This window comes from Streptomyces sp. NPDC050549, assembly GCF_040655035.1.
GTDB lineage: Bacteria > Actinomycetota > Actinomycetes > Streptomycetales > Streptomycetaceae > Streptomyces.
On the sequence record NZ_JBFAJD010000001.1, the window covers coordinates 119,810 to 145,485 of the forward strand.

Below are 25,676 nucleotides of genomic sequence, written 5' to 3' on the forward strand. Positions count from 1 at the left end.
ACGTGTCGATCAGGTGACCGGGCGCGACAATTTGCCTCGTGTCTACGCGAGTTGACGTACCAAAACGGCCCCCGACCGGGTAGGTCGGGGGCCGTTCGGCGTTGCCTGCGTCAGCGCTACTTCACGTCCGACGGGTCCAGCCGGTACAGCGTCGACGTGTTGGTCGTCGACGTCGACGAGCTCGAAGAACTCGACTCCGTCGTCGCGCTCTTGTCGTACGCGCTCTCCTTCACCGCCGTCGCGTTCTTCTGCACCCACGCGGTGATCTCGGTGTTCAGGGTGCTGTTGCCGCCCATCCCGCCGCCACCGAGCTGGATGTAGTGCAACTCGCCCTTCTTCACCAGCTCCTTGAGCTTGGCGAGGGTCATCGCCTTGTCGGAGCCGGTGAAGCCCCACATGGAGATGACGGGCTTGTGGGTGCTGAGGATCAGCTGGCCCGCGCTCTGCGAATTCGACACCGCGAGCAGCCACTTGGCGCCGTCCTGGTGCTTCTCCAGGTACGAGATGAGCGCGCTGGACGTCGTACCGCCCATGCCGCCACCGCCGCCGAAGCCGCCGCGCGTACCGCCGGCGCCACCCGGAGCCGTACCGGTGCCGGTCCCGCCAGGAGCCGTACCGCCGCCGGGCAACTCCCCTGTCGTACCGCCCTGTTGGCCACCTGGTGCGCCACCGGCCGTACCACCGGTCGTCGGTGCCCCGCTCGGCGCTCCGCCGCCCTGGGGCACCTCACCGGTGCCGCCGCCACCCGGTGTCATCCCGCCGGGAGCCGTGCCACCGCCCGCCTGGGTGCCGCCGGGCATCTCGCCGCCCCGCTGGCCGCCGAAGCCGCCGCGGTTGCCGCCCCCGCCGGGACCGCCGCCCATGCCGCCGCCGGTCGAGGGACCGGCCGTCGGGTTCGTACCGCCCATGCCGCCGCCGGAGCCGCTCGACGCGGCCGGGGTCACGGCGTACGCCGTCGGACCGGCCAGGGCCGCGATGATCGCCGCCGCGATGGACGCGGTGAGGAGCCGGCCACGGTTGCCGGAGCGGAAGACGAACAGGCCCACGATCGCGAGGACCATCAGCACGCCCACCGTCGGCCACAGCCAGGTGTTCCAGCCCGAGGCGCGGCGCAGGACGACGATCGCCCAGATGCCGGTGACCGCGAGGCCGGCCGGGAGGACCCAGGACCAGCGCGCGTCGCCGCCGCGGAAGGCACGCCACAGCATCACGCCGCCGCCACCGCACAGGGCCGCGATGCCGGGGGCGAGCGCGGTCGTGTAGTACGGGTGCATCGTGCCCTGGGCCATGCTGAAGGTGACGTAGTGGAGCAGCGTCCAGCCGCCCCACATGACCAGCGCGGCGCGGGTCGCGTCGGTGCGCGGGGCGCGGCCGACCAGGACCAGGCCGGCGATCAGGGCGATCGCGGAGAAGGGGAGCAGCCAGGAGATCTGGCCGCCGAGGATGTCGTTGAACATCCGGCCGATGCCCGCGGTGCCGGCGAACGTACCGCCCCCGCCGCCACCCCCGCCTCCGCCGCCGTTGCCCTCGCCGCCGAAGACGCGGCCGAAGCCGTCGTAGCCCATGATCAGGTCCCAGGCCGTGCCGTCCGTCGAGCCGCCGATGTAGGGGCGGTCGGAGGCGGGGACGAGGGAGACGGCCGTGGCCCACCAGAAGCTGGAGACGGCCAACGCGACCGTGGCCACGGCCAGTTGGACGAGCTTCTTCTTCCAGCCGAGCTTCGACGCGAACAGGTACACGGCGAAGACGGCGGGCAGGGCGATGTATCCCTGGAGGAGCTTGGTGTTGAACGCGAAGCCGAAGCAGACCGCGGAGCCGACCAGCGGCAGCAGCCGCTCGGTGCGCACGGCGCGCAGGCCGAGGGCCGCGCCCGCCACCATCAGCAGGACGAGGAGGGTGTCGGGGTTGTTGTCGCGGTTGATGGCGACCGTGATCGGGGTGAGCGCGAGGACCAGGGCCGCGACGGTCGCGGCCACGTGGCCGAAGTACCGCTTCACGGACGAGTGCAGGATCCAGATCGTGCCGAGCGCGGCGGCGACCTCCGGCAGCATCATCTGCCAGGTGCCGAAGCCGAAGATCCGGCACGACAGGCCCATCACCATCAGGGAGAAGGGCGGTTTGTCGACCGTGATGAAGTTGCCCGCGTCCAGCGAGCCGAAGAACCAGGCCTTCCAGCTCTGCGTGCCGCTGTAGACGGCGCTGCTGTAGAAGCTGTTGAGGCTGGAGCCGGTCAGGTTCCAGGAGTACAGCACGGCGGCCAGGACCATGATCGCGACCAGCGCGGGCAGCGACCAGCGGGGTGCCTTCTCGGGCGGGGCCGTCTCGGGTGGGGCCGGCGGCGGCCAGTCGGCGGACGCGGGTTCGGTGTGGGGGTGTGGATCGGTGGCAGATGTCACCCGGCCATCGTGCGAAGGCAGGGTGAGTGCGTGCTGTGCCGGACCTGGTACTCGGCTGTGAATTCGCAAAGGCCCGGGTAACGGGTCGTACAACCGTTCCCCAACCCGTACAACCTTTCACGCCTTCCTGTGAGTCATGTCATGCATGACTCAATGGATATCCCGCCGGGCCAGAGTGCTGGCGGCCGGTGTGGGCGCCGGGGTGCTCATACCCGTGCTGGCCGCCGCAACGCCCGCTGCTGCCGCCACCCCGACGGTCAGCTGTACGTCCGCCAGGGCCGGTCTCGCCGACAAACTGAAGAAGGACATCACCGCCGCCCTCGCGACCCGTAAGGGAACCGTCGCCGTCGGCCTCTATGACCGCAAGACCAACACCACCTGCACACTGCGGGCGACGACCGCCTACGACTCGGCCAGCACTGTCAAGGTGACCGTTCTCGCCACGCTGCTGTGGGACGCGAAGAAGCACAACCGCTATCTGACGACGCGGGAGACCACGCTCGCCACGGCCATGATCACCAAGTCGGACAACGACGCGACCTCCACCCTGTGGAGGCAGTTGGGCCTGACGAAGATCAAGGGCTTCCTCGCCGCCGCCGGCATGACCCAGACCAAGCCGGGCGCGAACAACTACTGGGGCCTGACCCAGGAGACCGTGACCGACGAGCAGAAGCTGCTGAAACTGGTCACCGCGAACAACTCGGTGCTGAGCGACAACTCCCGTGCGTACATCCTGAAGTTGATGAACCAGGTGATCTCCAGCCAGCGTTGGGGCACGCCGTACGGCGCCCCGTCGACCGTCACCGTGCACGTCAAGAACGGCTGGCTGCAGCGTTCCACGCACGGCTGGCGCGTCCACAGCCTGGGCACCTTCAACGGCGGCGGGCACGACTACATGATGTCCGTCCTCACTCAGGACAACAGCACCATGAGCTACGGCATCACGACGATCCAGGGTGTCGCGAAGGCGATCCACAAGGACCTCGCCTAGCCGGTTCACAGGGACCTCGCTTAACTGCCAGGTCTCCCGCCCGTCACCCACCCGTCCTACGGTGGCGCCCATGCGCCTGAGAACCGTACTCGCGACCGCGACCGCCGGCCTGGCGGCGGCCACCTGCCTCACCGCCGCCGGGCCCGCGAGCGCCAGCAGCTCCCGTACCAGCAACTCCCTCACCACCAACGCCTGTTCACCGTCCGTCTCGATCGACCGCTTCTCCGACGCGCTCGACAAGACGACGTACGACGGCACCTTCGTCGGCAACTTCTCCGCGCTTGCGGTGGACAAGGACGGCTCGCTCGCCGCGCTGGAGGACCGTTCCTCCCTGTTCAGCCTCGACGCGAAGACCCTCCAGCCGAAGGCTGTCGTCCCGCTCGCCGACGAGAACGGCGCCGCCCTCGACTCCGAGGGCCTGGCCATCGACGGCGACGGCACCCGGCTGATCACCTCCGAGACCGAGCCGTCCATCCGCCGCTACTCCACCGACGGCAAGATCCTCGACCGCCTCCCGGTCCCGTCCTCGCTGCTGGTCGCCCCGGCCGGCCGGGCCGTCTCCAACCAGACCTTCGAGGGCCTGACCCTGCTGCCCGGCGGTCGCACCCTCCTCGCGTCGATGGAGTACCCGATCGCCGGCGACACCTCCGGCGCCGTCCGCTTCCAGACCTGGACCCGGACCAGGGGCGACCACTTCGAGCTCGCCGCGCAGTACGCCTACAAGACCGACGCCGCCTTCCTCGGCGTCCCCGAGGTGCAGGCCCTCCCCGACGGCCGCCTCCTCGTCCTGGAGCGCGGCTTCACCAGCGGCGTCGGCAACACCGTCCGCCTCTACCTGGCCGACCCGCGCCGCGCGACGGACACCAGCAAGATCGACGCTCTCACCGGCCAGCCCGGCGTCCGCCTCGTCAAGAAGACCCTGCTCGCCGACATCGCCGACTGCCCGTCCCTCGGCGCCACCGCGAAGCAGCCCCAGCCGAATCCCCTCCTCGACAACATCGAGGGCATGGTGATCACGGGCCGGGACAAGGGCCGCCTGAAGGTCCTGCTGGTCAGCGACGACAACCAGAACGCGGTGCAGACGACCCGGTTCTACTACCTCCGGGTGCGCGTCTGACCCACCGGCCCTCCCCGGCATTTATTGCGGAGGGATGAAATCCGCCCCGTTTCGCGTTGGTGCCTTCCGTAGATCGGCGAACGGAAGGCACCCGCGTGGCAGTGAAACAGGGGGAGACACAGGGCTGGGCCAGAAGGCTCGCCGGATACGCCTGGCGATACCCCAAGGACGTAGTCCTCGCCCTGGGCGCCTCCCTCGCCGGTATGGCGGTCATGGCCGTCGTCCCGCTGGTCACCAAGGTGATCATCGACGACGTGATCGGCGGCCACACCCGCTCCATGGCCCCCTGGGCAGCCGCCCTGATCGTCGCCGCGTTCCTCGTCTACGTCTCCGCCTACATCCGGCGCTACTACGGCGGCCGCCTCGCCCTCGACGTCCAGCACGACCTGCGCACCGAGATGTACGGCACGATCACCCGCCTCGACGGCCGCCGCCAGGACGAGCTGTCCACCGGCCAGGTCGTCGGCCGGGCCACCAGCGACCTCCAGCTGATCCAGGGCCTCCTCTTCATGCTCCCGATGACCATCGGGAACGTCCTGCTCTTCCTGATCTCCCTCGCGATCATGGCCTGGCTGTCGCTGCCCCTGACCCTGATCGCCCTTGCCGTCGCTCCCGCCCTCGGCTGGATCGCCAAACGCAGCCGCAGCAAGCTGCATCCCTCCACCTGGTACGCGCAGGCCCAGGCCGCCGCCGTCGCCGGAGTCGTCGACGGCGCCGTCAGCGGCGTACGCGTGGTGAAGGGCTTCGGCCAGGAGGACCAGGAGACCGGAAAGCTGCGGGAGGTCGGCCGCCGGCTGTACGCGGGCCGGCTGCGCACCATCCGGCAGAACGCCCGCTACACCCCCGCCCTCCAGGCCGTCCCCGCCCTCGGCCAGGTCGCCATGCTCGCCCTCGGCGGCTGGCTCGCGGTGCGCGGGCACATCACGCTCGGCACGTTCGTCGCCTTCTCCACCTACCTCGCCCAGCTCGTCGGTCCGGTCCGGATGCTCGCCGTGGTCCTCACGGTCGGCCAGCAGGCCCGCGCCGGCACCGAGCGCGTCCTGGAGCTCATCGACACCGAGCCCTCGATGACGGACGGCACCAAGGAACTCCCCGCCGACGCCCCGGCCACGGTCGAGTTCGACGACGTGTCCTTCGGATACGACCGCGAGCGCCCGGTCCTCGACGGCCTCAGCTTCGAGATCCGCCCCGGCGAGACCCTCGCCGTCGTCGGCTCCTCCGGCTCCGGCAAGTCCACGGTCTCGCTCCTCCTCCCGCGCTTCTACGACGTCACCCACGGCGCGGTCCTGGTCGGCGGCCACGACGTCCGCGAACTCACCCTCGACTCCCTCCGGGCCGCGATCGGCCTGGTCCCCGAGGACTCCTTCCTCTTCTCCGACACGGTCCGCAACAACATCGCCTACGGCCGCCCCGACGCGACCGACGAGGAGATCCTCACCGCCGCGCGGGCCGCACAGGCCGACCGGTTCATCAAGGAACTCCCCGAGGGCTACGACACGACGGTCGGCGAGCACGGCCTCACCCTCTCCGGCGGCCAGCGCCAGCGCGTCGCCCTCGCCCGCGCGATCCTCACCGACCCACGCCTGCTGGTCCTGGACGACGCGACCTCGGCGGTGGACGCCCGTGTCGAGCACGAGATCCACGAGGCCCTCAAACAGGTCATGGAGGGCCGGACCACCCTGCTGATAGCGCACCGCCGCTCCACCCTCAACCTCGCCGACCGCATCGCCGTCCTCGACGGGGGCCGCCTCGCCGCCATCGGCACGCACGAGGAGTTGCAGGAGCGCTCACCGCTCTACCGCCGCCTCCTCACCGACCCCGACGAACTCGGCGGCGTCTCGCCCGGCCACGCCCTGCCCGCCGCCGAACCGGCCGAAGACACCACCGTACGCGCTGAGTTGGACGCCGAGTTCGACGCCGAGCGCGGGCTCACGCCGCGCCTGTGGACCGGTGACCGCGAGCCCAAGGACACCGCGCTGTCCGGGATGCCCGCGACGCCCGAACTCCTCGCCCAGGTCGACGCGTTGCCGCCGGCGACCGACACCCCCGACATCGACGAGGCCCGCGCGGTGCGTGCCGAGGACTCGTACGGTCTGCGTCGGCTGCTGCGCGGCTTCGGCGCCCCGCTGCTGATCAGCCTCGGGCTGGTCGCCGTCGACGCGAGCATGAGCCTGCTGCTGCCGATCATGATCCGGCACGGCATCGACCAGGGCGTGACCAAGATGGCGATCGGCGCGATCTGGTCCGCCTCCCTGCTGGCGCTCGTCGCCGTGGCCGTGCAGTGGGCGGCACAGCGCGGCGAGACGAGGATGACCGGACGCACCGGGGAGCGGGTCCTCTACACGCTCCGTCTGAAGATCTTCGCCCAGCTCCAACGCCTCGGACTCGACTACTACGAGCGGGAGTTGACCGGCAGGATCATGACGAGGATGACGACGGACGTCGACGCCCTCTCCACCTTCCTGCAGACGGGCCTGGTCACGGCCTTCGTCTCGGTCGTCACGTTCTTCGGCATCATGGTCGCCCTGCTGGTGATCGACGTACAGCTCGCGCTGGTCGTGTTCGCGACGCTGCCCCCGCTGTTCGTCGCCACGTTCTTCTTCCGCCGGGCGAGCGTGAAGGCGTACGAACTCGCCCGTGAGCGCGTGTCGTTGGTCAACGCCGACCTCCAGGAGTCGGTGTCGGGGCTGCGGATCGTGCAGGCGTTCCGGCGCGAGCGGGACGGCGGCCGGCGGTTCGCCGAGCGCAGCAGCAGCTACCGCGAGGCCCGTACGCGAGGCCAGCGGCTGATCTCGGTTTACTTCCCCTTCGTGCAGTTCCTGTCGTCGGTGGCGGCGGCGGCCGTGCTGATCGCGGGTGCGGGAAGGGTGGACGACGCGACGCTGACGACAGGTGCACTGGTCGCGTACCTGCTCTACATCGACCTGTTCTTCGCCCCGGTCCAGCAGCTCTCCCAGGTCTTCGACGGCTACCAGCAGGCCACGGTCTCCCTGGGCCGCATCCAGGAACTCCTCCAGGAACCGACCTCCACCAGAGCCGCCGACGAACCGCTCGAAGTCCTCTCCCTGCGCGGCGAAATCGCCTTCGAGGAGGTGCACTTCGCGTACGGGGACGACGAAGAGGCCATCGGCGGCGTCGAGTTGACGATCCCGGCGGGCCAGACGGTCGCCTTCGTCGGCGAGACGGGCGCGGGCAAGTCGACGCTCGTGAAACTGGTGGCCCGCTTCTACGACCCGACGGGGGGCCGGGTCACGGTCGACGGCACGGACCTGCGGTCCCTGGACATCACGTCGTACCGCCACCGCCTGGGCGTGGTCCCGCAGGAGGCGTACCTCTTCCAGGGCACCGTCCGCGACGCCATCGCCTACGGCCGCCCCGACGCCACCGACGCCGAGGTGGAGGCGGCGGCCCGCGCGGTCGGCGCGCACGAGATGATCGCGACGCTGGAGGGCGGCTACCTCCACGAGGTCGCCGAGCGCGGACGCAACCTCTCGGCCGGCCAGCGCCAGCTGATCGCCCTGGCCCGCGCCGAACTGGTCGACCCCGACATCCTCCTCCTCGACGAGGCGACAGCGGCCCTCGACCTGGCCACAGAAGCCCAGGTCAACCAGGCCACCGACCGCCTCGCGGGCCGCCGCACCACCCTCGTCGTCGCCCACCGCCTGACGACGGCGGCCCGCGCCGACCGGGTCGTGGTGATGGATCACGGCCGGGTCGTGGAGGACGGCACCCACGGTGAGCTGCTGGCGCTCGGCGGGTATTACGCGGAGCTGTGGCGCACCTTCGTCGGTGTGCCCGAGTCCGAGGAGCCGGTCGGTACGGTCCGCTGAGGGGCGGCGGGTACGGCCCGCCGAGGGGTGCGCAACCGTTCGACATACGTCTTGCGTCCGTACATCAGTACGCTGTTCGGCTGCTGTGCGGGAGGGATGACTGTGGACATGGGTGCGCTACGACGGCGGGTGGCGCTCGGCACGGCCGTGCTCACCGCGTCCGGACTGCTCGCGCTCGCGGCCCCGGGCAGTGCCCAGGCGGCCACGGTCTGCCCGGGCCGGGAGGTGGCGACGCTGCCCTTCTCCACCGGCACCGTCCATGTCTTCAGACGGGGCGACTACATCTGCGCCTACACCGCCCCCAAGAACACCGGCGCCAAGCGCACGATGTCGGTCAGCGTCCAGGCCCGCGGCAACCGCCCGGTCGTCGACAAGGGGCGGTACATCCGCAGGGCCGGACCGGTCACCGTGCACGCCGGCCACCGGTGCGTACGGATCAAGGGCGCGGTCGCCGGCGGCTCGGTCAGCTCCGGCTGGATCCTGTGCTGAACCGCCGGCCAGTGCCCTGAGTGAACAACCCCCTCTGGTGTGACGGTAGTTGCTCGGATAGCTTCCGGTTCACAACTGCCTCACAGGGGAGATTGCATGCGCAAGGCGCTCAGATGGCTGCTGGCGCTCACCGTGCTCATAGGCACACTGAGCACGGCCGGGGTGGCCACCGCCGCCCAGGCCCGCCAAGTCACGGACATCAAGGATCAGTTGCTGGCGATACCCGGCATGAGCCTGGTCCAGGAGAAGCCGTACACCGGCTACCGCTACTTCGTCCTGAACTACACCCAGCCGATCGACCACCGGCACCCCTCCAAGGGCACGTTCCAGCAGCGGATCACCGTGCTGCACAAGGACGTCTCGCGCCCGACGGTCTTCTACACCAGCGGCTACAACGTCTCCACGACCCCCAGCCGCAGCGAACCGACCCGGATCGCGGACGCCAACCAAGTCTCCCTGGAATACCGCTACTTCACGCCGTCCCGGCCCGAACCGGCCGACTGGTCCAAGCTCGACATCCGGCAGGCGGCCGGCGACCAGCATCGCGTCTTCAAGGCACTCAAGCCGATCTACACCAAGAACTGGATCGCCACCGGCGGCTCGAAGGGCGGCATGACCGCCACCTACTACGAGCGGTTCTACCCCCGCGACATGGACGGCGTCGTCGCCTACGTCGCCCCCAACGACGTGGTGAACAACGAGGATTCGGCCTACGACCGCTTCTTCACCAAGGTCGGCACCAAGGAGTGCCGCGACCGCCTGGACGCCGTACAGCGCGAGGCGCTGGTGCGCCGGGAGCCGCTGGAGCAGAAGTACGCGGCCTACGCGGCGGAGAACGGCTACACCTTCACCACCGTCGGCAGCCTGGACAAGGCCTACGAGGCCGTCGTCCTCGACTACGTCTGGGGCTTCTGGCAGTACAGCCTGCTCTCCGACTGCGACTCCATCCCCGCGAACGCGGCGACCGCCACCGACGACGAGATCTGGACCTCGGTCGACACGATCTCCGGCTTCTCCTTCTACACCGACCAGGGCCTGTCCCCGTACACCCCGTACTACTACCAGGCGGGCACCCAACTCGGCGCGCCCACCGTCCAGTTCCCGTACATCGAGAGGAAGTACGTCCGCTACGGCTACCAGCCGCCCCGCAACTTCGTCCCGCGCTCCATCCCGATGAAGTTCCAGCCGGGCGCGATGCGGGACGTGGACAGCTGGGTCCGCCACCACGCCGACCACATGCTCTTCGTCTACGGCCAGAACGACCCGTGGGGCGCGGAGCGGTTCGCCGTCGGCAAGAGCGCGAAGGACTCGTACGTCTTCACCGCGCCCGGTCTCAACCACGGCGCGAACGTCGCGGCCCTGACCGCCGACCAGAAGGCGCTGGCCACCGCCCGCATCCTGGCCTGGGCCGGTGTCCCCGCCGCGACGACGGCACAGGCGAAGCCGCTGGCACCGTACGACGCGAGGCTGGACCGGCAGGGCGTCGAGCGCGAGCCGACACTGCGCCCCTAACACCCGTGCCGCGCCCGGCCGTTGGTGGTCGTTCGACTACACCGGCCGGGCGCAGCCCACCGGCCGGCTGCCGCCGAGCTGGACGTACAGGGCGGTCGAGGCCGGGCAACTCGCCCGCTTGAGCACGGCCTTGACCACCTTGTACTGCGGTTTCTTCTGCCCCGAGCCGTCGCACGCCGTCTCCCGGACCTGGCCGCTGCCCGAGCCGTAGACACAGTCGCCGACGATGGTGCGCGGCCCGCCCCCGCCACCCGGGTCGCCGGGATGCGGGGGTTCGAGGTTGCGCATGCAGGCGTACCCCTTCGGTACGGGGCTGTCGCGGCGCGTGCCCGGGGTGCCCTGCGCGCTGATGTGGAGCACGAAGTCGGTGGTCGCCGGGCAGCCGGGGCCGCTGCTCACAGCGCCGTCGTAGCGGGCGATGACCCGGGCGGCGGCCCGTTCGCTGGTGCAGGACACCTCGGTGAAACTCGTCGTACCGAAGGAACTGCACTCGTCGACGCCGAGGAACACCGCGCCGTAGCCGGAGGGCTGGGTGGTCGAGGACTCGGCGGCCCTGGCGCCGGGGCTGCCGTCACCGGTGTCGGAGCCGCCCGTGGACGAGCAGCCGGTCAGCAGGGCGGCGAGCAGCGCGCACACCGCCCCGGCGCTCCATCTCTCACCCATCGTTCCCCCCGGAATGCCCCCGCCCAGCGTGACGCGCGGCGGCGGGCGCACGCCAGCGGTGCGGGGGGCTTTGGGCCAGTTGGCGGGGATGGGACGGGTGGGCAACGTACCTCTAGTACGACAGTCCGTGACCGACCGGATACAGCACCTGCGCCGGGTCGTCCGCGCGCTGCACGGCCACCGGGAGCTTCCCGCGCGGGGACACCCGGCCCGCGATCACCCGTGCCGCGGCCCGCAGTTCGACGTCGGTCCAGGAGTAGGACGCCAAGTAGGCGGGGACAGCGGGCAGTTGGGCAATATCGTAGGGGTTGCGGACGGCGACGGCCACGACCGGTGTCCCGGTGGCGGCCAGTTGCTCGACCAGGGTCTTCTGCGGGTCGGCCGCGGTGACGTTGTAGGTCGCCACCACCACCGCGTCCGCCGCCCGTGCCGCCGCCACGGCCTTGCTGACGGTCTCGGCGGAAGGGGCGGTGCCGGTGGACAGGACGGTCGTGGTGAAGCCCAACTCCCGTAGCGCGGCGGCCAGTACACCGGTGGGCGGGCCCGTCGTACCGGACGGGGAGGCCGGATCGGCGCCGACGACCAGGACGTTCCCGTGCGTGCGACGGGACAGTGGGAGCAGCCCCGCCCGGTTGACCAGCAGGGTGGTGGTCCGCTCGGCGACGCGGTCGGCGGCGGCGAGATGTTCGGCGCTGCCGACCACGAGGTCCACGCCCGCCCGGCTGACGTACGGCTCCTTGAAGAGTCCGAGCCGCGCCTTCAGCCGCAGCACCCGCAGCACCGACTCGTCGATCCGCGCCTCGGTCAACTCCCCTTTTCGCACTGCCGTGATGACTGCGTTCCAGGCGATGTCCAGGGAGGGCGGGTCGAGGAGCTGGTCGACCCCGGCCTTCAGTGCGAGCACCGGCACGCGGTCGTCGCCGTACTTCTGGCGGACGCCCGCCATGCCCAGCGAGTCGGTGACCACGACGCCGTCGTAGCCGAGTTCGTCGCGCAGGACGCCGGTGACGATCGGGTGGGAGAGGGTGGCCGGGTCGCCGGAGTCGTCGAGGGCCGGGACCTTGAGGTGCGCGGTCATGATCGCGTCGATCCCGGCCTTGACGGCGGCCCGGAAGGGCACGGCGTCGAGTTTTCCCCACAGTTCGCGGCTGTGTGTGATGACGGGGAACCCGGTGTGGCTGTCGACGGCGGTGTCCCCGTGTCCGGGGAAGTGCTTGGCGGTCGCCGCGACCCGGCTGTCCTGGTACCCCGTGACCTCGGCCGCGACCAGCCCGGCCACCGCGTCCGGGTCGGCGCCGAAGGACCGTACGCCGATGACCGGGTTGGCCGGATTCACGTTCACGTCGGCGTCGGGGGAGTAGTCCTGGTTGACGCCCATCGCGCGCAGTTCGGCGCCGGAGATCCGGCCGACCGTGCGGGCGTCGGTGCGGGAGCCGCCGGCGCCGAGCGCCATCGCGCCCGGGAAGAGGGTGGCGGGCCTGCCGATCCGGCAGACGATGCCGTGCTCCTGGTCGGTGGCGATCAGTACGGGCAGCCCGCGCGGCCGGCCGAGCGACGCCTTCTGGATGCCGTTGGAGAGGTCGGCGATCTGGTGCGGATCGCGGGTGTTGTGCGCCCAGCTGAAGTAGATGATCCCGCCGACCCGGTACTTCGCGATCAGCTCGGCGGCCGTGCGCACCCCGAGCTCGCTCAGGTTGGCGTCGGCGTCCGCCCGGTCGGGGGCGGTGGCGGAGTGGCCGTAGACCCGCGTCACGAAGAGCTGGCCGACCTTCTCCTCCAGGGGCATGCGGGAGATCAGCGAGCGGAGTGCGGTGTCGTCGGCGTGGGCGGGGGAGCCGACCGCGAGGGACGCCGTGACGCCCATGGTCGCGGCGAGAACGGTACGTCTGGAGGGCACGTGCGCTCCTTCCGGAGGTGGTCCGATGAAGGAAACTTCCGAGCTTTCAGCAGTATCCGGGAAGTTTCTGCCAGTCAAGGGAGCGCACAGTAAACCTGAGGAGAGGCCGCCATCGGCGCAGTTGGAGGGGGGCGCGCCGATGACGGCTTGCTGCCGGCCGCGGTACGGAGAGAGGGTTGGTCAGCATTCGCAGCCAGCAGCGAGGCCGACGCCGTACCGCGGAGACTCATCCGGCAGCATGCCGGTTGGACGGAGGTGAACGGGCCCGGGTTCCCGTCCGCGGGCGGATTCCCGGAAGTTGGTGAACCCGTGCACAACGGGACGGATGCGGTCACGCACAGGTACGCGCGCGCGAACGGAGGCCGTCCATCCCGTGGACGTCCCGGCGCGGCGGGCGGTCGCCGCCCGATCATGAGGGCATGACCGTAGTCGACATTCCCGGTTCCAAGTCCGTCACCGCCCGCGCGCTCTTCCTGGCCGCCGCGGCCGACGGCGTCACCACCCTCCGGCGTCCGCTCCGCTCGGACGACACCGAGGGCTTCGCGGAGGGACTGACGCGGCTCGGCTACCGGGTGGGCCGGACCCCCGACGCCTGGCAGATCGACGGCCGCCCGCAGGGGCCGGCGGTCACCGAGGCCGACGTGTACTGCCGGGACGGTGCGACCACGGCCCGCTTCCTGCCCACCCTCGCGGCGGCCGGGCACGGCAGCTTCCGCTTCGACGCGTCCCCGCAGATGCGCCGCAGGCCGCTGCTCCCCCTGACCCGTGCCCTGCGCGACCTGGGCGTGGAACTGCGCCACGAGGAGGCCGAGGGCCACCACCCGCTGCGCGTCGAGGCGTCCGGTGTCGAGGGCGGCGAGGTGGTGCTCGACGCCGGCCTGTCCTCGCAGTACCTGACCGCCCTGCTCCTCCTCGGCCCGCTGACCAGGAAGGGCCTGCGGATCAGGGTCACGGACCTCGTCTCCGCGCCGTACATCGAGATCACCCTCGCGATGATGCGGGCGTTCGGCGTGGCGGTGCGCAGGGAGGGCACGGTCTACGTGGTCCCGGCGGGCGGCTACACCGCGACCACCTACGACATCGAGCCGGACGCCTCGACCGCGAGCTACTTCTTCGCGGCGGCGGCCGTGACCGGCGGCGAGGTCACCGTCCCCGGGCTCGGCACCGGCGCGCTCCAGGGCGACCTGGGCTTCGTCGACGTACTGCGCCGCATGGGCGCGGAGGTGGAGACCGACGCGCACGGCACCCGGGTGCGCGGCACCGGCGAACTGCGCGGCCTCACGGTCAACATGCGGGACATCTCGGACACCATGCCGACCCTGGCCGCGATCGCCCCCTTCGCCTCCGGCCCGGTCCGCATCGAGGACGTCGGCAACACCCGCGTCAAGGAGTGCGACCGCCTGGAGGCCTGCGCGGAGAACCTCCGGCGGCTGGGCGTCGAGGTGGCGACGGGGGACGACTGGATCGAGATCCGCCCGAGTTCGACCCCCGTCGGTGCGGAAATCAAGTCCTACGGTGATCACCGCGTCGTCATGTCCTTCGCGGTGACCGGGCTCCGGGTGCCGGGTATTTCGTTCGACGACCCGGGGTGCGTACGCAAGACTTTCCCGGGTTTCCACGAGGCGTTCGGGGCGCTGCGGGGGCAGTTGCCGACATGAGGGGATCAGTGTGGGGTTCGAACTGAAGGCACCGGTCCTGACAGGTGAGTCGGTGCGGCTGGAGCCGCTCGACCACCGGCACACGGCCGATCTGGCGGTGGCGGCGGAGGAGGACCGGGGGTCGTACGCGTTCACCTGGGTGCCGAGGGCGGACCAGGTGGGCGCGTACATCGACGCGCAGCTGGCCCGCGCGGCCACGGGCATGCTCGCGCCCTACGCCCAGATCTCGACGGCGACCGGTCGGGCGGTCGGTGCCACGGCCTACTGGGAACCCCGCTGCTGGCTGACGGACGATCAACTCGACGCCGTCGAGGTCGGGTTCACCTGGCTGGCCGGTTCGGCACAGGGCACCGGCATCAACGCGGAGGCCAAACTCCTGCTGTTCCGGCACGCCTTCGAGGAGTGGCACGTCTCCCGGGTCGACCTCAAGACCGACGCCCGCAACGACCGCTCCCGCGCCGCGATCCAGCGCGTCGGCGCCCGCTTCGAGGGCGTCCTGCGCAACTGGTCCCGCTCCTGGGCACCGGGCGAGGACGGGCGGCTGCGCGACTCCGCGATCTACTCGATCACGGCGGAGGAGTGGGAGGTGTGCCGGGCGGAGTTGGAGAAGCGGGTGGCACGGGGAGTATCGACGTCATGACCGCCTACCTCGTCCTCCACGGCTGGCAGAACCACCGCCCCGAGGGCCACTGGCAGCACTTGCTCGCCGACCGGCTGCGCGCACTCGGCCACCACGTGACCTACCCCCAGCTGCCCGACGCCGACGACCCCGACCTGGAGGTGTGGCTCGGCGAACTCTCCCGGTATGTGCGGGAGTTGCCGGACGGCGAGCGGGTCGTCCTCGCGCACAGCGCCTCCGCCCTGCTGTGGCTGCACGCCGTCGCCCGAGGGGTGGTCCGGGACGGTGACGCGGACCGGGTGCTGCTGGTCGCACCGCCGTCCGCCTCCGTCGTCGTACAGCATCCCGAGATCGCCGAATTCGCGCCGCCCACCGCCGAGTTGACGCTCCCCGGAACCACCCGGCTGGTCGCCGGCGACGACGACCCGTACTGCCCGGAAGGCGCCCGCACGGTCTTCGGCGACCCGCTCGGCATCCCCGCCGAGATCATCCCGGGCGCGGGCCACCTGGACCTGAACGCGGGGTACGGGTCCTGGCCGGCCGTACTGGAGTGGTGCCTGGACGGGACGGCGCCGCTCACGGCTCGATGACGTCGTACGCGCGGCGGAGCTACGCCGAGTCGTTGAGCAGCCGCGCCAGATGGTCATGACCGGCGGCCAGCAGCTCGGGGAGTGGGGCGGCGGTCTCGTACCAGCGCTTCTCGTACTCCCAGCACAGCCAGCCGTCCCAGTCGTGCCGGGTCAGGAGTTCCACGCACTCGGCGAGCGGCAGGACGCCCGCGCCGAGTGGCAGCGGGGTGGTGTCGTCGGGCGACGCGATGTCCTTGACCTGGACGTATCCGAGGTAAGGGCCCAGCGCGGCCAGTGTCTCCGCCGGCTGCTCGCCGCCCAGCCAGGTGTGCATGACGTCCCAGAGCGCGCCCACCTGCCGGTGCCCGACCGGGCCGAGCACGCGGAGCGCGTCGGCGCCGGTGCGGTGCGAGTCGTGGGTCTCCAGCAGGATCCGTACGCCGAGGTCGGCGCCCCATTCCGCCGCCGTGCCCAGGCGCCGGGCGGCGGTCGCGTCGGCCTCGTGGGCGGACTGTTCGGTGCCTCCGCCGGGGAAGACACGGACGAAGGGTGCGCCCAGGTCCCGTGCCAGTTCCAGGAGTTCGCGGATCTCCGTGAGGACGGGGGCGTCGTCGCCCGGCGCGGCCACGCGTGCGTACCCGGCGAGGCCCAGGACTTCGACCCCGGCCGCCTTGAACTCGGCGACCACCTCGGCCCGTCGGGCGGTGCCGATGCCGGGGTGCACGGGCTCCTCGGGGTGGGCGCGCAGCTCCACGCCGTGGTAGCCGTGGGTGACGGCGAGGTGCAGCACGTCGGCCACGGGGAGCCCTGGGACACCGAGAGTGGAGAAGGCGAGCTTCATGGTCACGACACTACTCGTCACTCTCCGGTTGCGTGCAGGTCGAGGCGCCAGTCCTGGCCGACGAGGTCCTGGCCGAAGGAGCGGTGGGGTTTCTCGGCGACGAGGACGAAACCGTGCCGCTGGTAGATGCGGCGGGCGGCGCCGAGGATGTCGTTGGTCCACAGCACGAGGTCGCGGTAGCCGACACCGCGCGCGAACTCGACGACCGCAGAGACCAGGTGGTCCCCGATACGAAGCCCCCGGGCATCCGGCTCGACGAGCAGCAGCCGCAGTCGCGCGGCCCCCGGGGCGTCGTCCCGCACGCACATCACACACCCCACCGGCCGCCCGTGCAGCTCCGCGATCCACACCCGCTCCAGATGCGGGTCGTGGTCCTCGGCGAAGTCGGCGACGATCCGCGCCACCAGCCCCTCGTAGTCGGCGTTGAAGCCGTACTCGGCGGCGTAGAGCGCCGCGTTGCGCTGCACGATCCACCCGAGGTCACCGGGCCCGGGCTCCCGCAGCACGACGTCCTCGGGCTTCGATCGGTGACCGTCGGTGTCCTGCGACAGGATGGTGCGTACGGTGTGCAGCGCCTCGGAGAGTCGGGGTCGGTCGGCGGCCGGCACGCTCGCGAGCAGCGCGCCGACGGATTCGTCCGCCCGCTCGGCCAGCAGGTCGGCGGTCTCCCGCCCGCGCGCGGTGAGCGTGATCTGCCGCCGCCGGGGATCCCGTCGCGAGGGTGCCCGCTCGATCAGCCCGTCCTGCTCGAACCGGTTCAGGATCCGGCTCAAGTATCCGGCGTCCAGCGAGAGTTCGGAACGGAGGTCGGCCGCGTCCGTGTGCGGGGAGTGTGCGAGTTCGTACAGGACGCGGGACTCGGTGAGGGTGAAGGGGGCGTAGAGGTGGCGGCTGTAGTCGAGGGCGCCGATGACGTTCGTGTAGAAGCGGTTGAAGGCGCGGATGTCCTGGACGGTCATGATCGATCCCCGGTGGTCGCTCAGGGTAGTTGACTCAGTCAGAGGTATTGCGGTTCTGACGGTAGCCCTCCGGGGTGGGCAAGGCAACGGGCTAGTCCCACCAGAACCGCCACTCGTGGCGCCCGACAAGCTCGCCCGCGTACTCCGGGAACGGTGTCGGCGGATCGTCCACGATGTTGTCGGCGGTCGTCAGCACATGCTCCAGAGCGAGCCGTCCGGCCTGCGGGAGGTCCTGGGGCGGCCGGGCGACCGACACGGTCAGGGCGCCCCCGAACCCGGACACGACCCGTGCCCCGAACCGCTCCTCCCAGCTCCGCAGCAGCGCGCACAGCAGCGGAAGCGGAGCCCCGGCCGACCACCCGACGATCGCCGGCACGTCGGCGCTGCGGCGGGCGGGCACCATGGCCAGCTGGCAGGTGCGCACGAAGGGCTCGGTGCGGAGCAACTCGGCCACGGTCCACCCGGCGGTCTCCGCCGGGCTCAGCCCGCCATCGGTCACCGGCTCCGCCGGCGCGAGCCCGGGCCAGGTCTCGAAGGGCGGCCCGGGATCGTGCGGCCAGGGTGCGATGTCGTCCGGGTCGTCGTCGTGGGGCAGGACATCGGCCGCCGGCGGACTCGACCAGTACGGCAGCCGCCGGCGCCGGTACTCGGCGAAGTCCGCCGCGAGCACGGCATCGAGCCGAATCGCGTCGACCTCGCTCAAGTCCTCGGGCCGGTAAGGGTCATCGCGCCAGCAGATGAACGGGTACAGCCCGCCGACCTCGGCCCGCTCCAGCAGTCGCGGCCACAACTTCACCAGATCGTCCGGCAGTTCGTCTGCGAACCAGACCTCCACCTCCCCTCGGGTCTCGAAGCGACCGGGGGACAGGGACAGTTCGCCGGGCAGTGGGAAGACCATGGCCGGACGATAGGGGGAGGCACTGACAACGAGGTCGGCCGCGGGGCGACCGGTGTCCTGAAAAAGTGTGACACTACCCGTTGAAAGTGACACACTTTTTGAAGCAGATCCCCCCGGCGGCGCTACTTCCGAGGCGCCCCGGAAGACCCCCGCACCATCAACTCCCCCCGCACCGTGGCGATCCCGCCCGGCGGCGGCTCCTCCCGCCCCATCGCGATCCGCCCGGCCCGCGCCCCCGCCTCCGACAGCGGCAGCCGCACCGTCGTAAGAGAAGGCACCGCGTCCACGCTGAACGGCAGATCGTCGAAGCCGGCCACCGAGACGTCGTCCGGGATCCGCCGCCCCGACTCCCGCAGGGCCGCGCACGCCCCCACCGCGACGGAGTCGTTCGCCGCGACCACGGCCGTCAACGACGGGTCGCGGCGCAGCAGTTCGAGCGTCGCCTCGTAGCCGGACCGCCGGTCGTAGCGCCCGTGCACGGTCCAGCGGGGGTCCTCCGTGATGCCGTGCGCGGCCAGTGCCTCCCGGTGGCCCTCCAGCCGGTGCCGGGTCGTGGTCCGTTCCTCCGGGCCCGCGATGTAGCCGAGCCGCCGGTGGCCGAGGCCGATCAGGTGCTCGGTCAGCTCCCGCCCGCCCCCGCGGTTGTCGAAGGTCAGCGCGAACGCCCCGGTGTCCGGCGCCGGCGGGCGCCCGCACAGCACCACCCGCGTCCCGGCCTCGCCGAGCTTCCGCAGCTTCGCCGCCACGGCAGCCGCGTGCGGCGCGTTCTCCATGGCGCCGCCGGTCAGGACCACGGCTGCCGCCCGCTGCCGCTGCAGCAGGGTCAGATACGTCAGCTCACGCTCGGGGGAGCCCCCTGTGTTGCACACCACGGCCAGCCGCTCCCCGCCCGCACGCCCGCCCGGCCCCCCGATCTCCGACTGGATCGCGCTCGCCATGATCCCGAAGAAGGGGTCGGCGATGTCGTTGACCAGGATGCCGACCAGGTCGGAGGTGGCCGCCGCGAGCGCGCTCGCGGGACCGTTGAGGACGTAGTCGAGCTCGTCGACCGCCCGCAGCACGCGCTCGCGGGTGGTGGCCGCGACCGGGTAGTTGCCGTTCAGTACGCGCGACACCGTCGCGGGGGAGACCTGGGCGCGGGCCGCCACGTCCGCCAGGGTCACCGTCATGTCGTTCGTCCTCCGGTCGCGCATCTTGTCGTACGCCGTTGTGCATAGGCTGCTCAAAGGAAGCCCCCGTCCGAGCAGACGATAAGGCCATAGACCCCCGTCGTTCGCCCCCTCGAACAACTTGACCCCATCACGGTCTTGTACAGACCTGTGTGCAAAGGCTAGCTTCTGCATATGTAGAAAGCGCTTGCTGCGTTGTTGAAACGTATGCGGACGAAGGGAAACACGTGACACGCAAGACGGTGCGTATCGCCATGAACGGCGTGACCGGGCGCATGGGCTACCGACAGCACCTCGTCCGCTCGATCCTCGCACTGCGGGAGCAGGGTGGTCTAGACCTCGGCGACGGAACTGTGCTGTGGCCGGAACCGATCCTCGTCGGCCGCCGCGAGCACGCGCTGAAGGCGCTTGCCGAGCAGCACGGGCTCGACCCGGCGAACATCTCCACGGACGTCGACACGGTCCTCGCCGACCCGACCGTCGAGATCTACTTCGACGCCCAGGTCACCTCGGCCCGCGAGGAGGCGCTCAAGAAGGCGATCGCGGCGGGCAAGCACATCTACACCGAGAAGCCGACCGCGACCGGCCTCGACGGCGCCCTGGAACTGGCCCGTCTCGCCGACGCCGCAGGCATCAAGCACGGCGTCGTCCAGGACAAGCTGTTCCTCCCTGGCCTGCTCAAGCTCAAGCGCCTCATCGACGGCGGCTTCTTCGGCCGGATCCTCTCCATCCGGGGCGAGTTCGGCTACTGGGTCTTCGAGGGCGACTGGCAGAGCGCCCAGCGCCCGTCGTGGAACTACCGCGCCGAGGACGGCGGCGGCATCGTCGTCGACATGTTCCCGCACTGGGAGTACGTCCTCCACGAGCTGTTCGGCCGCGTCAAGTCCGTCCAGGCCATCGCCACCACCCACATCCCGCAGCGCTGGGACGAGAACGGCAAGCCCTACGACGCCACCGCCGACGACGCCGCCTACGGCATCTTCGAGCTCGACAGCGGCGCCATCGCCCAGATCAACTCCTCCTGGGCCGTCCGCGTCAACCGCGACGAACTCGTCGAGTTCCAGGTCGACGGGACGGAAGGCTCGGCCGTCGCCGGACTCCGCAACTGCCGTGCCCAGCACCGCAGTTCCACCCCCAAGCCGGTCTGGAACCCGGACCTCCCCGCCACCGAGGTCTTCCGCGACCAGTGGCAGGAGGTCCCCGACAACACCGAGTTCGACAACGGCTTCAAGGCGCAGTGGGAGCTGTTCCTCCGCCACGTCTACGCCGACGCCCCCTACCACTGGGACCTCCTGGCCGGCGCCCGTGGCGTCCAGCTCGCCGAGCTGGGCCTGAAGTCCTCCGCCGAGGGCCGCCGTCTCGACGTCCCGGAGATCTCGCTGTGACCATCCAACTCCCGGGCACCGGTGGGGTCTTGAGGGCCTACGAGCCCCGGTCCGAACCCCTCGCCGTCACCGCCGGCACCCCCTTCACCTCTCGTACGGTGTTCTCGGCGGCCCACGTCGTCGCCGACCCCTTCGCCGACACGAGCCCCGACTCGCCCGCCGCCGTCGACTGGGACGCCACCCTCGCCTTCCGCCGCCACCTCTGGTCCCACGGCCTCGGGGTCGCCGAGGCGATGGACACCGCCCAGCGCGGCATGGGCCTGGACTGGGCGGGCGCGGCCGAGCTGATCCGCCGAAGTGCCGCCGAGGCCAAGACGGTCGGCGGCCGGATCGCCTGCGGTGTCGGCACCGACCAGATCACCGGCGGCACCCTGGCCGACGTACAGGCCGCCTACGAGGAGCAGTTGGCCCTCGTCGAGGAGTCGGGCGCGCAGGCCATCCTGATGGCGTCCCGCGCGCTCGCGGCCGTCGCCAAGGGCCCCGAGGACTACCTTGAGGTCTACGGCCACCTGCTCCGCCAGGCGTCCGAGCCCGTCGTCCTGCACTGGCTCGGCCCGATGTTCGACCCGGCGCTGGAGGGTTACTGGGGCTCGTCCGACCTGGACGCGGCCACCGACACCTTCCTCGACGTCATCGCGGCCCACCCCGACAAGGTGGACGGCATCAAGGTGTCGGTCCTGGAGGCTCAGCGGGAGATCGACATCCGGCGCCGACTGCCCCAGGGCGTCCGCTGCTACACCGGCGACGACTTCAACTACCCCGAGCTGATCGCCGGCGACGACCAGGGCTTCAGCCACGCCCTGCTCGGCATCTTCGACCCGCTCGGCCCGCTGGCGGCGGAGGCCGTCCGCGTCCTGGACACCGGGAACACGGCAGGCTTCCGTGAACTCCTCGATCCGACGGTCGAGTTGTCCCGCCACCTCTTCCAGACCCCGACCCGCTTCTACAAGACGGGCGTGGTGTTCCTGGCCTGGCTCGCGGGCCACCAGTCGCACTACACGATGGTGGGCGGCCTCCAGTCGGCCCGCTCCCTCCCTCACTTCGCCCGCGCCTACCAACTCGCCGACGGCCTGGGCCTGTTCCCCGACCCGAAGCTCGCGGAGGAACGGATGAAGAACCTGCTCGCCCTGTACGGAGTGACCCAGTGAGCGATCCCGACCTGTCCCGCTTCTCCATCAACCAGATGACGGTGAAGCAGCTGAGCATGCCGGAACTGGTGGACGCCTGCCTTGAGTTGGGCGTCCCGGGCGTCGGCCTGTGGCGCGAGCCGGTCCAGTCCTACGGCCTGGAGGCCACCGCGAAGCTGGTCCGCGACGCGGGCCTCGCGGTGACAACGTTGTGCAGGGGCGGCTTCCTCACGGCGCTCGACCCGGCCGAACGCGCCCGCGCCCTGGACGACAACCGGAAGGCCGTCGACGAGGCGGCCACACTCGGCACGGACACCCTCGTGCTGGTGTCCGGCGGTCTGCCGGCCGGCTCCAAGGACCTGCACGGCGCGCGGGAGCGGATCGCCGACGCGCTGGGCGAGTTGGGGTCCTACGCCGAGGAACGGGGCGTACGGCTGGCCATCGAGCCGCTGCACCCCATGTTCGCCTCCGACCGCTGCGTGGTCTCGACGCTCACCCAGGCCCTCGACCTCGCGGAGCGGTTCCCCGCCCAGCAGGTCGGCGTCACGGTGGACACGTACCACATCTGGTGGGACGACCAGGCCCCGGCACAGATCGCCAGGGCGGGCGCGGGCGGCCGTATCCACACCTTCCAGCTCGCCGACTGGACCACCCCGCTGCCGGAGGGCGTCCTCAACGGCCGCGGGCAGATCGGGGACGGCGCGATCGACATGCGGGAGTGGAAGTCGTGCGTCGAGGCCGCCGGATACACCGGCCCCATCGAGGTCGAGCTGTTCAACGACGGCCTGTGGGCACGGGACGGCCGCGAGGTGCTGGCGGAGACGGCGGCACGGTTCGTGGAGCACGTGCTCCGGTAGCCAAAATGTGAGAGCCACCTTCACACAGCTCCTTTATATAAATGCAGATCACGGCCCGTGCGGTGCACGCAATTCCTGTGACTGACCTGTCGATTCGGCTTTTCCGGAGACTTCCGGAACCGCATAACCCCAGGTCGTGTCTATAGGATCGTGCTCGCCGCGGGGCTGGGATAAAGCCCGGAAGCGCGGCCTTCCGGGCTTTTTCTCGTATGAGAGAAGCCTGAGAGGTGCATTAGAGAAGTAATTCGAGAAACAAAACAAGGAGTTATCTGTGAACGTGCGTATCGCCGCCGTCTCCCTGGCCTCCGCCGCGCTCGTCGCCGTCGGTGCCACCGCCGCCGTAGCCGCGCCCGCCCCGGCGCCGAGCATCACGCTCAAGGCCAACCACACCACCGTGAAGCCCGGTGACGTGGTCACCTTCACCGGCAAGACCGCCCGCCTGAAGGAGGGCAGCAAGGTGACGCTCCAGGTCAAGACCGGCGCGACCTGGAAGTCCCTGCCGGTGACCGCCAAGGTCAACCACGGCGCGTACAAGCTGGCCGACAAGTTCCAGAAGAAGGGCGTCTCGGTCCTGCGCGTCAAGGACGGCACCACCGTCTCCAAGGCCGTCTCGGTCACCGTCCGCTGACGCCTGCCGTACCGCGCTGAAACACCCCTGAGCCCTGCCCCACCCCGTTCGATCCGGGGTGGGGCAGGAGGTCAGGAGTATGCCGTACCCGCCCGCCCTACTTCTTCGCCGCCCGCTTCGTCAGTACCGCCAGCACCACCGGGATCAGCATCTCGACGACCCTGGTGACGGTCGCCGGCGGCAGGCCCGTCTTCTTGGCGACCGCTTTCGCCACCGGCTTGGCCGCCTTGGCCAGCACCCCGGCCATGAGCCCGCCGGTCGCGAAACCGCCCAGCGTGGCCACGCCCTGGAGGGGAGCCTCCTGTGGCGTCTCGACGGTCGCCGCCTCGCCGGACAGCGCCGAGACCGTCGTACCGACGACCTCCCTGGCGCCCGCCTCGTCCGTCCCCAGCAGGCCCGCGATCTCCTGGACCTTCGCGTCGCCCAGCTCGTCGAGGACGTCGCCCTGGAAGGCTGTAGCAGAGTCTTCGCTCATGCCTGAAACGCTACGTCCGTCCGGTTTCGTCGGCACCTGGGGGCAGGCCGGCAGCCGTTTTGAAAAATTCTCAAGACGCCGTACAACCCTCCGCGCAGTCCGCGGGTCGTACTAGGCATCAGGACTCTTGGAGGGGGATCTGGGGGGATCGCGGGGGTTCTGATGTTGGAGGGGAAAACCCGAGGGGGCTTGGTCGACGGACCGGGCCCCCTCGAATTTGTGCCGTCCCTGCGTCGTCCCTGTGTTCGTTCGCCCGGCACCCGGCCGTGCAGAGCGTCACACATCCGCCCGGATTGTCGCGCTTTCAGAAGAACACCCCGCACCGCAGCAGCACATTCGCGTACGGCCGTGCCTCGCCCGTCCGCACGACCAGCCGCGCACCCGCCGACAGCTCCTTGAGCTTCTCGTGGGAGACGAGATCGAGGTCGGGGAATCGGGCGTCGAGGAGGGCGGTGGCGGCCCGGTTGGCGCCGCGGATCTCGCGCGCCGCCGTCGCGCCCTCCACCACCAGCTCGGCCAGCAGTCCGTCCAGCACCTCCGCGAACGACGGCACCCCGGCCCGGAACGCCAGGTCCACCACCCGGGGGCCGGCCGGGATCGGCATCCCGGCGTCGCACACCAGCACCCCGTCCCCGTGCCCCAACTCGGCCAGCGCGCCGGAGAGATGGCGGTTGAGAATCCCTGCCTTCTTCACAGTGCCGAGACCTCGTCCGCCGTCGGGAAGGACTCCTGGGCGCCCTTCCCGGTGACGGCCGCCGCCCCGACCCGCGCCGCGTACGATGCCGCCTCCGCCAGTGACGAACCCGTGCCCAGCTTCCAGGCCAGCGCCGCGGTGAACGCGTCGCCCGCACCCGTCGTGTCCACGGCGTCCACCTTCACGGACGGCACCCGGGTGACCCCGTCCTTGGACGCCACCAACGCCCCCTCCGCACCCAGCGTCACGACCACCGAACGCGGCCCCTTCGCCAGCAGGATCCGCGCCCAGTCCTCGGGCCGCTCGCTCACACACGCGTCCCCGAGGATCACCTTCGCCTCGTGCTCGTTGACGATCAACGGGTCGCAGGCCGCCAGGACTTCGGACGGCAGCGGCCGGGGCGGCGAGGGGTTCAGCACGAACCTGCTGTCGGGCGCCAGACTCCGTACGACCTCCACGACCGTCTCCAGCGGGATCTCCAGCTGCACGGAGACCACGCGGGAGGCGTGGAAGAGACAGGCGGCGGCCTGGATGTCGACCGGGAAAAGCTTCCCGTTGGCCCCCGGCGACACGACGATGCTGTTGTCGCCGGACGGGTCCACCGTGATCAGCGCGACCCCGGTCGGCGCCCCGCCGACCAGCACGCCCACCGTGTCGACCCCGGCGGCCCGCTGCGAGTCGAGCAGCAGCCTGCCGTACGCGTCGTCGCCGACCCGGGCCAGCAGGACCGTACGGGCTCCCAGCCGGGCGGCGGCGACCGCCTGGTTGGCGCCCTTGCCGCCGGGGTGGACGGCCAGGTCGGAACCGAGGACCGTCTCGCCGGCGCCCGGCCGCCGCTCGACGTCGATCACGAGGTCGGCGTTGGCCGATCCGACGACCAGCAGGTCGTAGTCGTACATCAA

At 70.8% G+C, this 25,676-nt stretch carries 22 protein-coding genes; 12 read left to right on the forward strand and 10 right to left on the reverse strand.

Going from position 1 to position 25,676, the window contains the following annotated elements:
* Positions 1-116: 116 nt before the first annotated feature.
* Positions 117-2,396: a glycosyltransferase family 39 protein gene (locus tag AB0I51_RS00560; RefSeq protein WP_362969912.1), complete on the reverse strand. Its 2,280-nt coding sequence runs from the start codon at positions 2,394-2,396 to the stop codon at positions 117-119.
* A 145-nt stretch (positions 2,397-2,541) separates the two neighbouring features.
* Between AB0I51_RS00560 and AB0I51_RS00565 the strand changes: the two genes are divergently transcribed.
* The 5 genes from AB0I51_RS00565 to AB0I51_RS00585 all read left to right on the forward strand — a co-directional run bounded on the left by AB0I51_RS00565 (position 2,542) and on the right by AB0I51_RS00585 (position 10,335).
* Complete coding sequence (locus tag AB0I51_RS00565) at positions 2,542-3,387, forward strand: serine hydrolase (protein WP_362969914.1); 846 nt, start codon at positions 2,542-2,544, stop codon at positions 3,385-3,387.
* A 70-nt stretch (positions 3,388-3,457) separates the two neighbouring features.
* Complete coding sequence (locus tag AB0I51_RS00570) at positions 3,458-4,504, forward strand: esterase-like activity of phytase family protein (protein ID WP_362969916.1); 1,047 nt, start codon at positions 3,458-3,460, stop codon at positions 4,502-4,504.
* Positions 4,505-4,599: 95 nt separating this feature from the next.
* Positions 4,600-8,334: an ABC transporter ATP-binding protein gene (locus AB0I51_RS00575; protein ID WP_362969918.1), complete on the forward strand. Its 3,735-nt coding sequence runs from the start codon at positions 4,600-4,602 to the stop codon at positions 8,332-8,334.
* A gap of 96 nt (positions 8,335-8,430) precedes the next feature.
* Positions 8,431-8,823 (forward strand): hypothetical protein, encoded by a 393-nt coding sequence (locus AB0I51_RS00580; RefSeq protein ID WP_362969920.1) that lies wholly within the window; start codon positions 8,431-8,433, stop codon positions 8,821-8,823.
* Between the two features lie 96 nt (positions 8,824-8,919).
* A complete protein-coding gene (locus tag AB0I51_RS00585) occupies positions 8,920-10,335 on the forward strand; it encodes a S28 family serine protease (protein WP_362969922.1) in 1,416 nt (471 codons plus the stop codon).
* 36 nt (positions 10,336-10,371) lie between these two features.
* Here the strand turns inward: AB0I51_RS00585 and AB0I51_RS00590 are convergent, their stop codons facing one another.
* Positions 10,372-10,998: a hypothetical protein gene (locus AB0I51_RS00590; protein ID WP_362969924.1), complete on the reverse strand. Its 627-nt coding sequence runs from the start codon at positions 10,996-10,998 to the stop codon at positions 10,372-10,374.
* Between the two features lie 112 nt (positions 10,999-11,110).
* Positions 11,111-12,895: a glycoside hydrolase family 3 protein gene (locus AB0I51_RS00595; protein WP_362969926.1), complete on the reverse strand. Its 1,785-nt coding sequence runs from the start codon at positions 12,893-12,895 to the stop codon at positions 11,111-11,113.
* A 419-nt stretch (positions 12,896-13,314) separates the two neighbouring features.
* On the opposite strand from AB0I51_RS00595, the gene aroA reads away from it, so the two are divergent.
* The 3 genes from aroA to AB0I51_RS00610 are packed head-to-tail and all read left to right on the forward strand — an operon-like array spanning position 13,315 to position 15,762.
* Positions 13,315-14,553 (forward strand): 3-phosphoshikimate 1-carboxyvinyltransferase, encoded by a 1,239-nt coding sequence (gene aroA, locus AB0I51_RS00600; RefSeq protein ID WP_362969928.1) that lies wholly within the window; start codon positions 13,315-13,317, stop codon positions 14,551-14,553.
* A 10-nt stretch (positions 14,554-14,563) separates the two neighbouring features.
* Positions 14,564-15,193, forward strand: a complete 630-nt coding sequence (locus AB0I51_RS00605; RefSeq protein ID WP_362969930.1) for a GNAT family protein — start codon at positions 14,564-14,566, stop codon at positions 15,191-15,193.
* Positions 15,190-15,762: an alpha/beta hydrolase gene (locus AB0I51_RS00610; protein ID WP_362969932.1), complete on the forward strand. Its 573-nt coding sequence runs from the start codon at positions 15,190-15,192 to the stop codon at positions 15,760-15,762. The genes AB0I51_RS00605 and AB0I51_RS00610 overlap by 4 nt, the downstream gene beginning before the upstream one ends.
* A 19-nt stretch (positions 15,763-15,781) precedes the next feature.
* Here the strand turns inward: AB0I51_RS00610 and AB0I51_RS00615 are convergent, their stop codons facing one another.
* The 4 genes from AB0I51_RS00615 to AB0I51_RS00630 form a co-directional block, all read right to left on the reverse strand.
* On the reverse strand, positions 15,782-16,582 hold the full coding sequence (locus AB0I51_RS00615; RefSeq protein WP_362969934.1) for a sugar phosphate isomerase/epimerase family protein: 801 nt from the start codon (positions 16,580-16,582) through the stop codon (positions 15,782-15,784).
* A gap of 17 nt (positions 16,583-16,599) precedes the next feature.
* On the reverse strand, positions 16,600-17,541 hold the full coding sequence (locus AB0I51_RS00620; protein ID WP_362969936.1) for a bifunctional helix-turn-helix transcriptional regulator/GNAT family N-acetyltransferase: 942 nt from the start codon (positions 17,539-17,541) through the stop codon (positions 16,600-16,602).
* Positions 17,542-17,632: 91 nt separating this feature from the next.
* The gene (locus AB0I51_RS00625) at positions 17,633-18,439 is read right to left on the reverse strand and encodes a DUF4253 domain-containing protein (RefSeq protein WP_362969938.1); all 807 of its coding nucleotides are present in this window, start codon (positions 18,437-18,439) and stop codon (positions 17,633-17,635) included.
* 122 nt (positions 18,440-18,561) lie between these two features.
* The gene (locus AB0I51_RS00630; RefSeq protein WP_362969940.1) at positions 18,562-19,608 is read right to left on the reverse strand and encodes a LacI family DNA-binding transcriptional regulator; all 1,047 of its coding nucleotides are present in this window, start codon (positions 19,606-19,608) and stop codon (positions 18,562-18,564) included.
* Between the two features lie 227 nt (positions 19,609-19,835).
* On the opposite strand from AB0I51_RS00630, the gene AB0I51_RS00635 reads away from it, so the two are divergent.
* The 4 genes from AB0I51_RS00635 (at position 19,836) to AB0I51_RS00650 (ending at position 23,605) form a co-directional block, all read left to right on the forward strand.
* A complete protein-coding gene (locus AB0I51_RS00635; protein WP_362969942.1) occupies positions 19,836-20,993 on the forward strand; it encodes a Gfo/Idh/MocA family oxidoreductase in 1,158 nt (385 codons plus the stop codon).
* Entirely contained in the window at positions 20,990-22,141 is a 1,152-nt protein-coding gene (locus AB0I51_RS00640) for a dihydrodipicolinate synthase family protein (protein WP_362969944.1), read from the forward strand. The genes AB0I51_RS00635 and AB0I51_RS00640 overlap by 4 nt, the downstream gene beginning before the upstream one ends.
* Positions 22,142-22,176: 35 nt before the next feature.
* Complete coding sequence (locus AB0I51_RS00645; RefSeq protein ID WP_362971097.1) at positions 22,177-22,977, forward strand: sugar phosphate isomerase/epimerase family protein; 801 nt, start codon at positions 22,177-22,179, stop codon at positions 22,975-22,977.
* Between the two features lie 271 nt (positions 22,978-23,248).
* Positions 23,249-23,605, forward strand: coding sequence for a hypothetical protein (locus AB0I51_RS00650; RefSeq protein WP_362969946.1), 357 nt, complete (start codon positions 23,249-23,251; stop codon positions 23,603-23,605).
* A 97-nt stretch (positions 23,606-23,702) separates the two neighbouring features.
* Here AB0I51_RS00650 and AB0I51_RS00655 read toward each other — a convergent pair whose 3' ends face one another.
* The 3 genes from AB0I51_RS00655 to AB0I51_RS00665 form a co-directional block, all read right to left on the reverse strand.
* A complete protein-coding gene (locus AB0I51_RS00655; RefSeq protein ID WP_362969948.1) occupies positions 23,703-24,080 on the reverse strand; it encodes a DUF937 domain-containing protein in 378 nt (125 codons plus the stop codon).
* A gap of 304 nt (positions 24,081-24,384) precedes the next feature.
* Positions 24,385-24,774 (reverse strand): D-ribose pyranase, encoded by a 390-nt coding sequence (rbsD, locus tag AB0I51_RS00660; RefSeq protein WP_362969950.1) that lies wholly within the window; start codon positions 24,772-24,774, stop codon positions 24,385-24,387.
* Positions 24,771-25,673: a ribokinase gene (locus AB0I51_RS00665; RefSeq protein WP_362969952.1), complete on the reverse strand. Its 903-nt coding sequence runs from the start codon at positions 25,671-25,673 to the stop codon at positions 24,771-24,773. Before AB0I51_RS00665 ends, rbsD begins: the two co-directional genes overlap by 4 nt.
* Positions 25,674-25,676 lie beyond the last annotated feature (3 nt).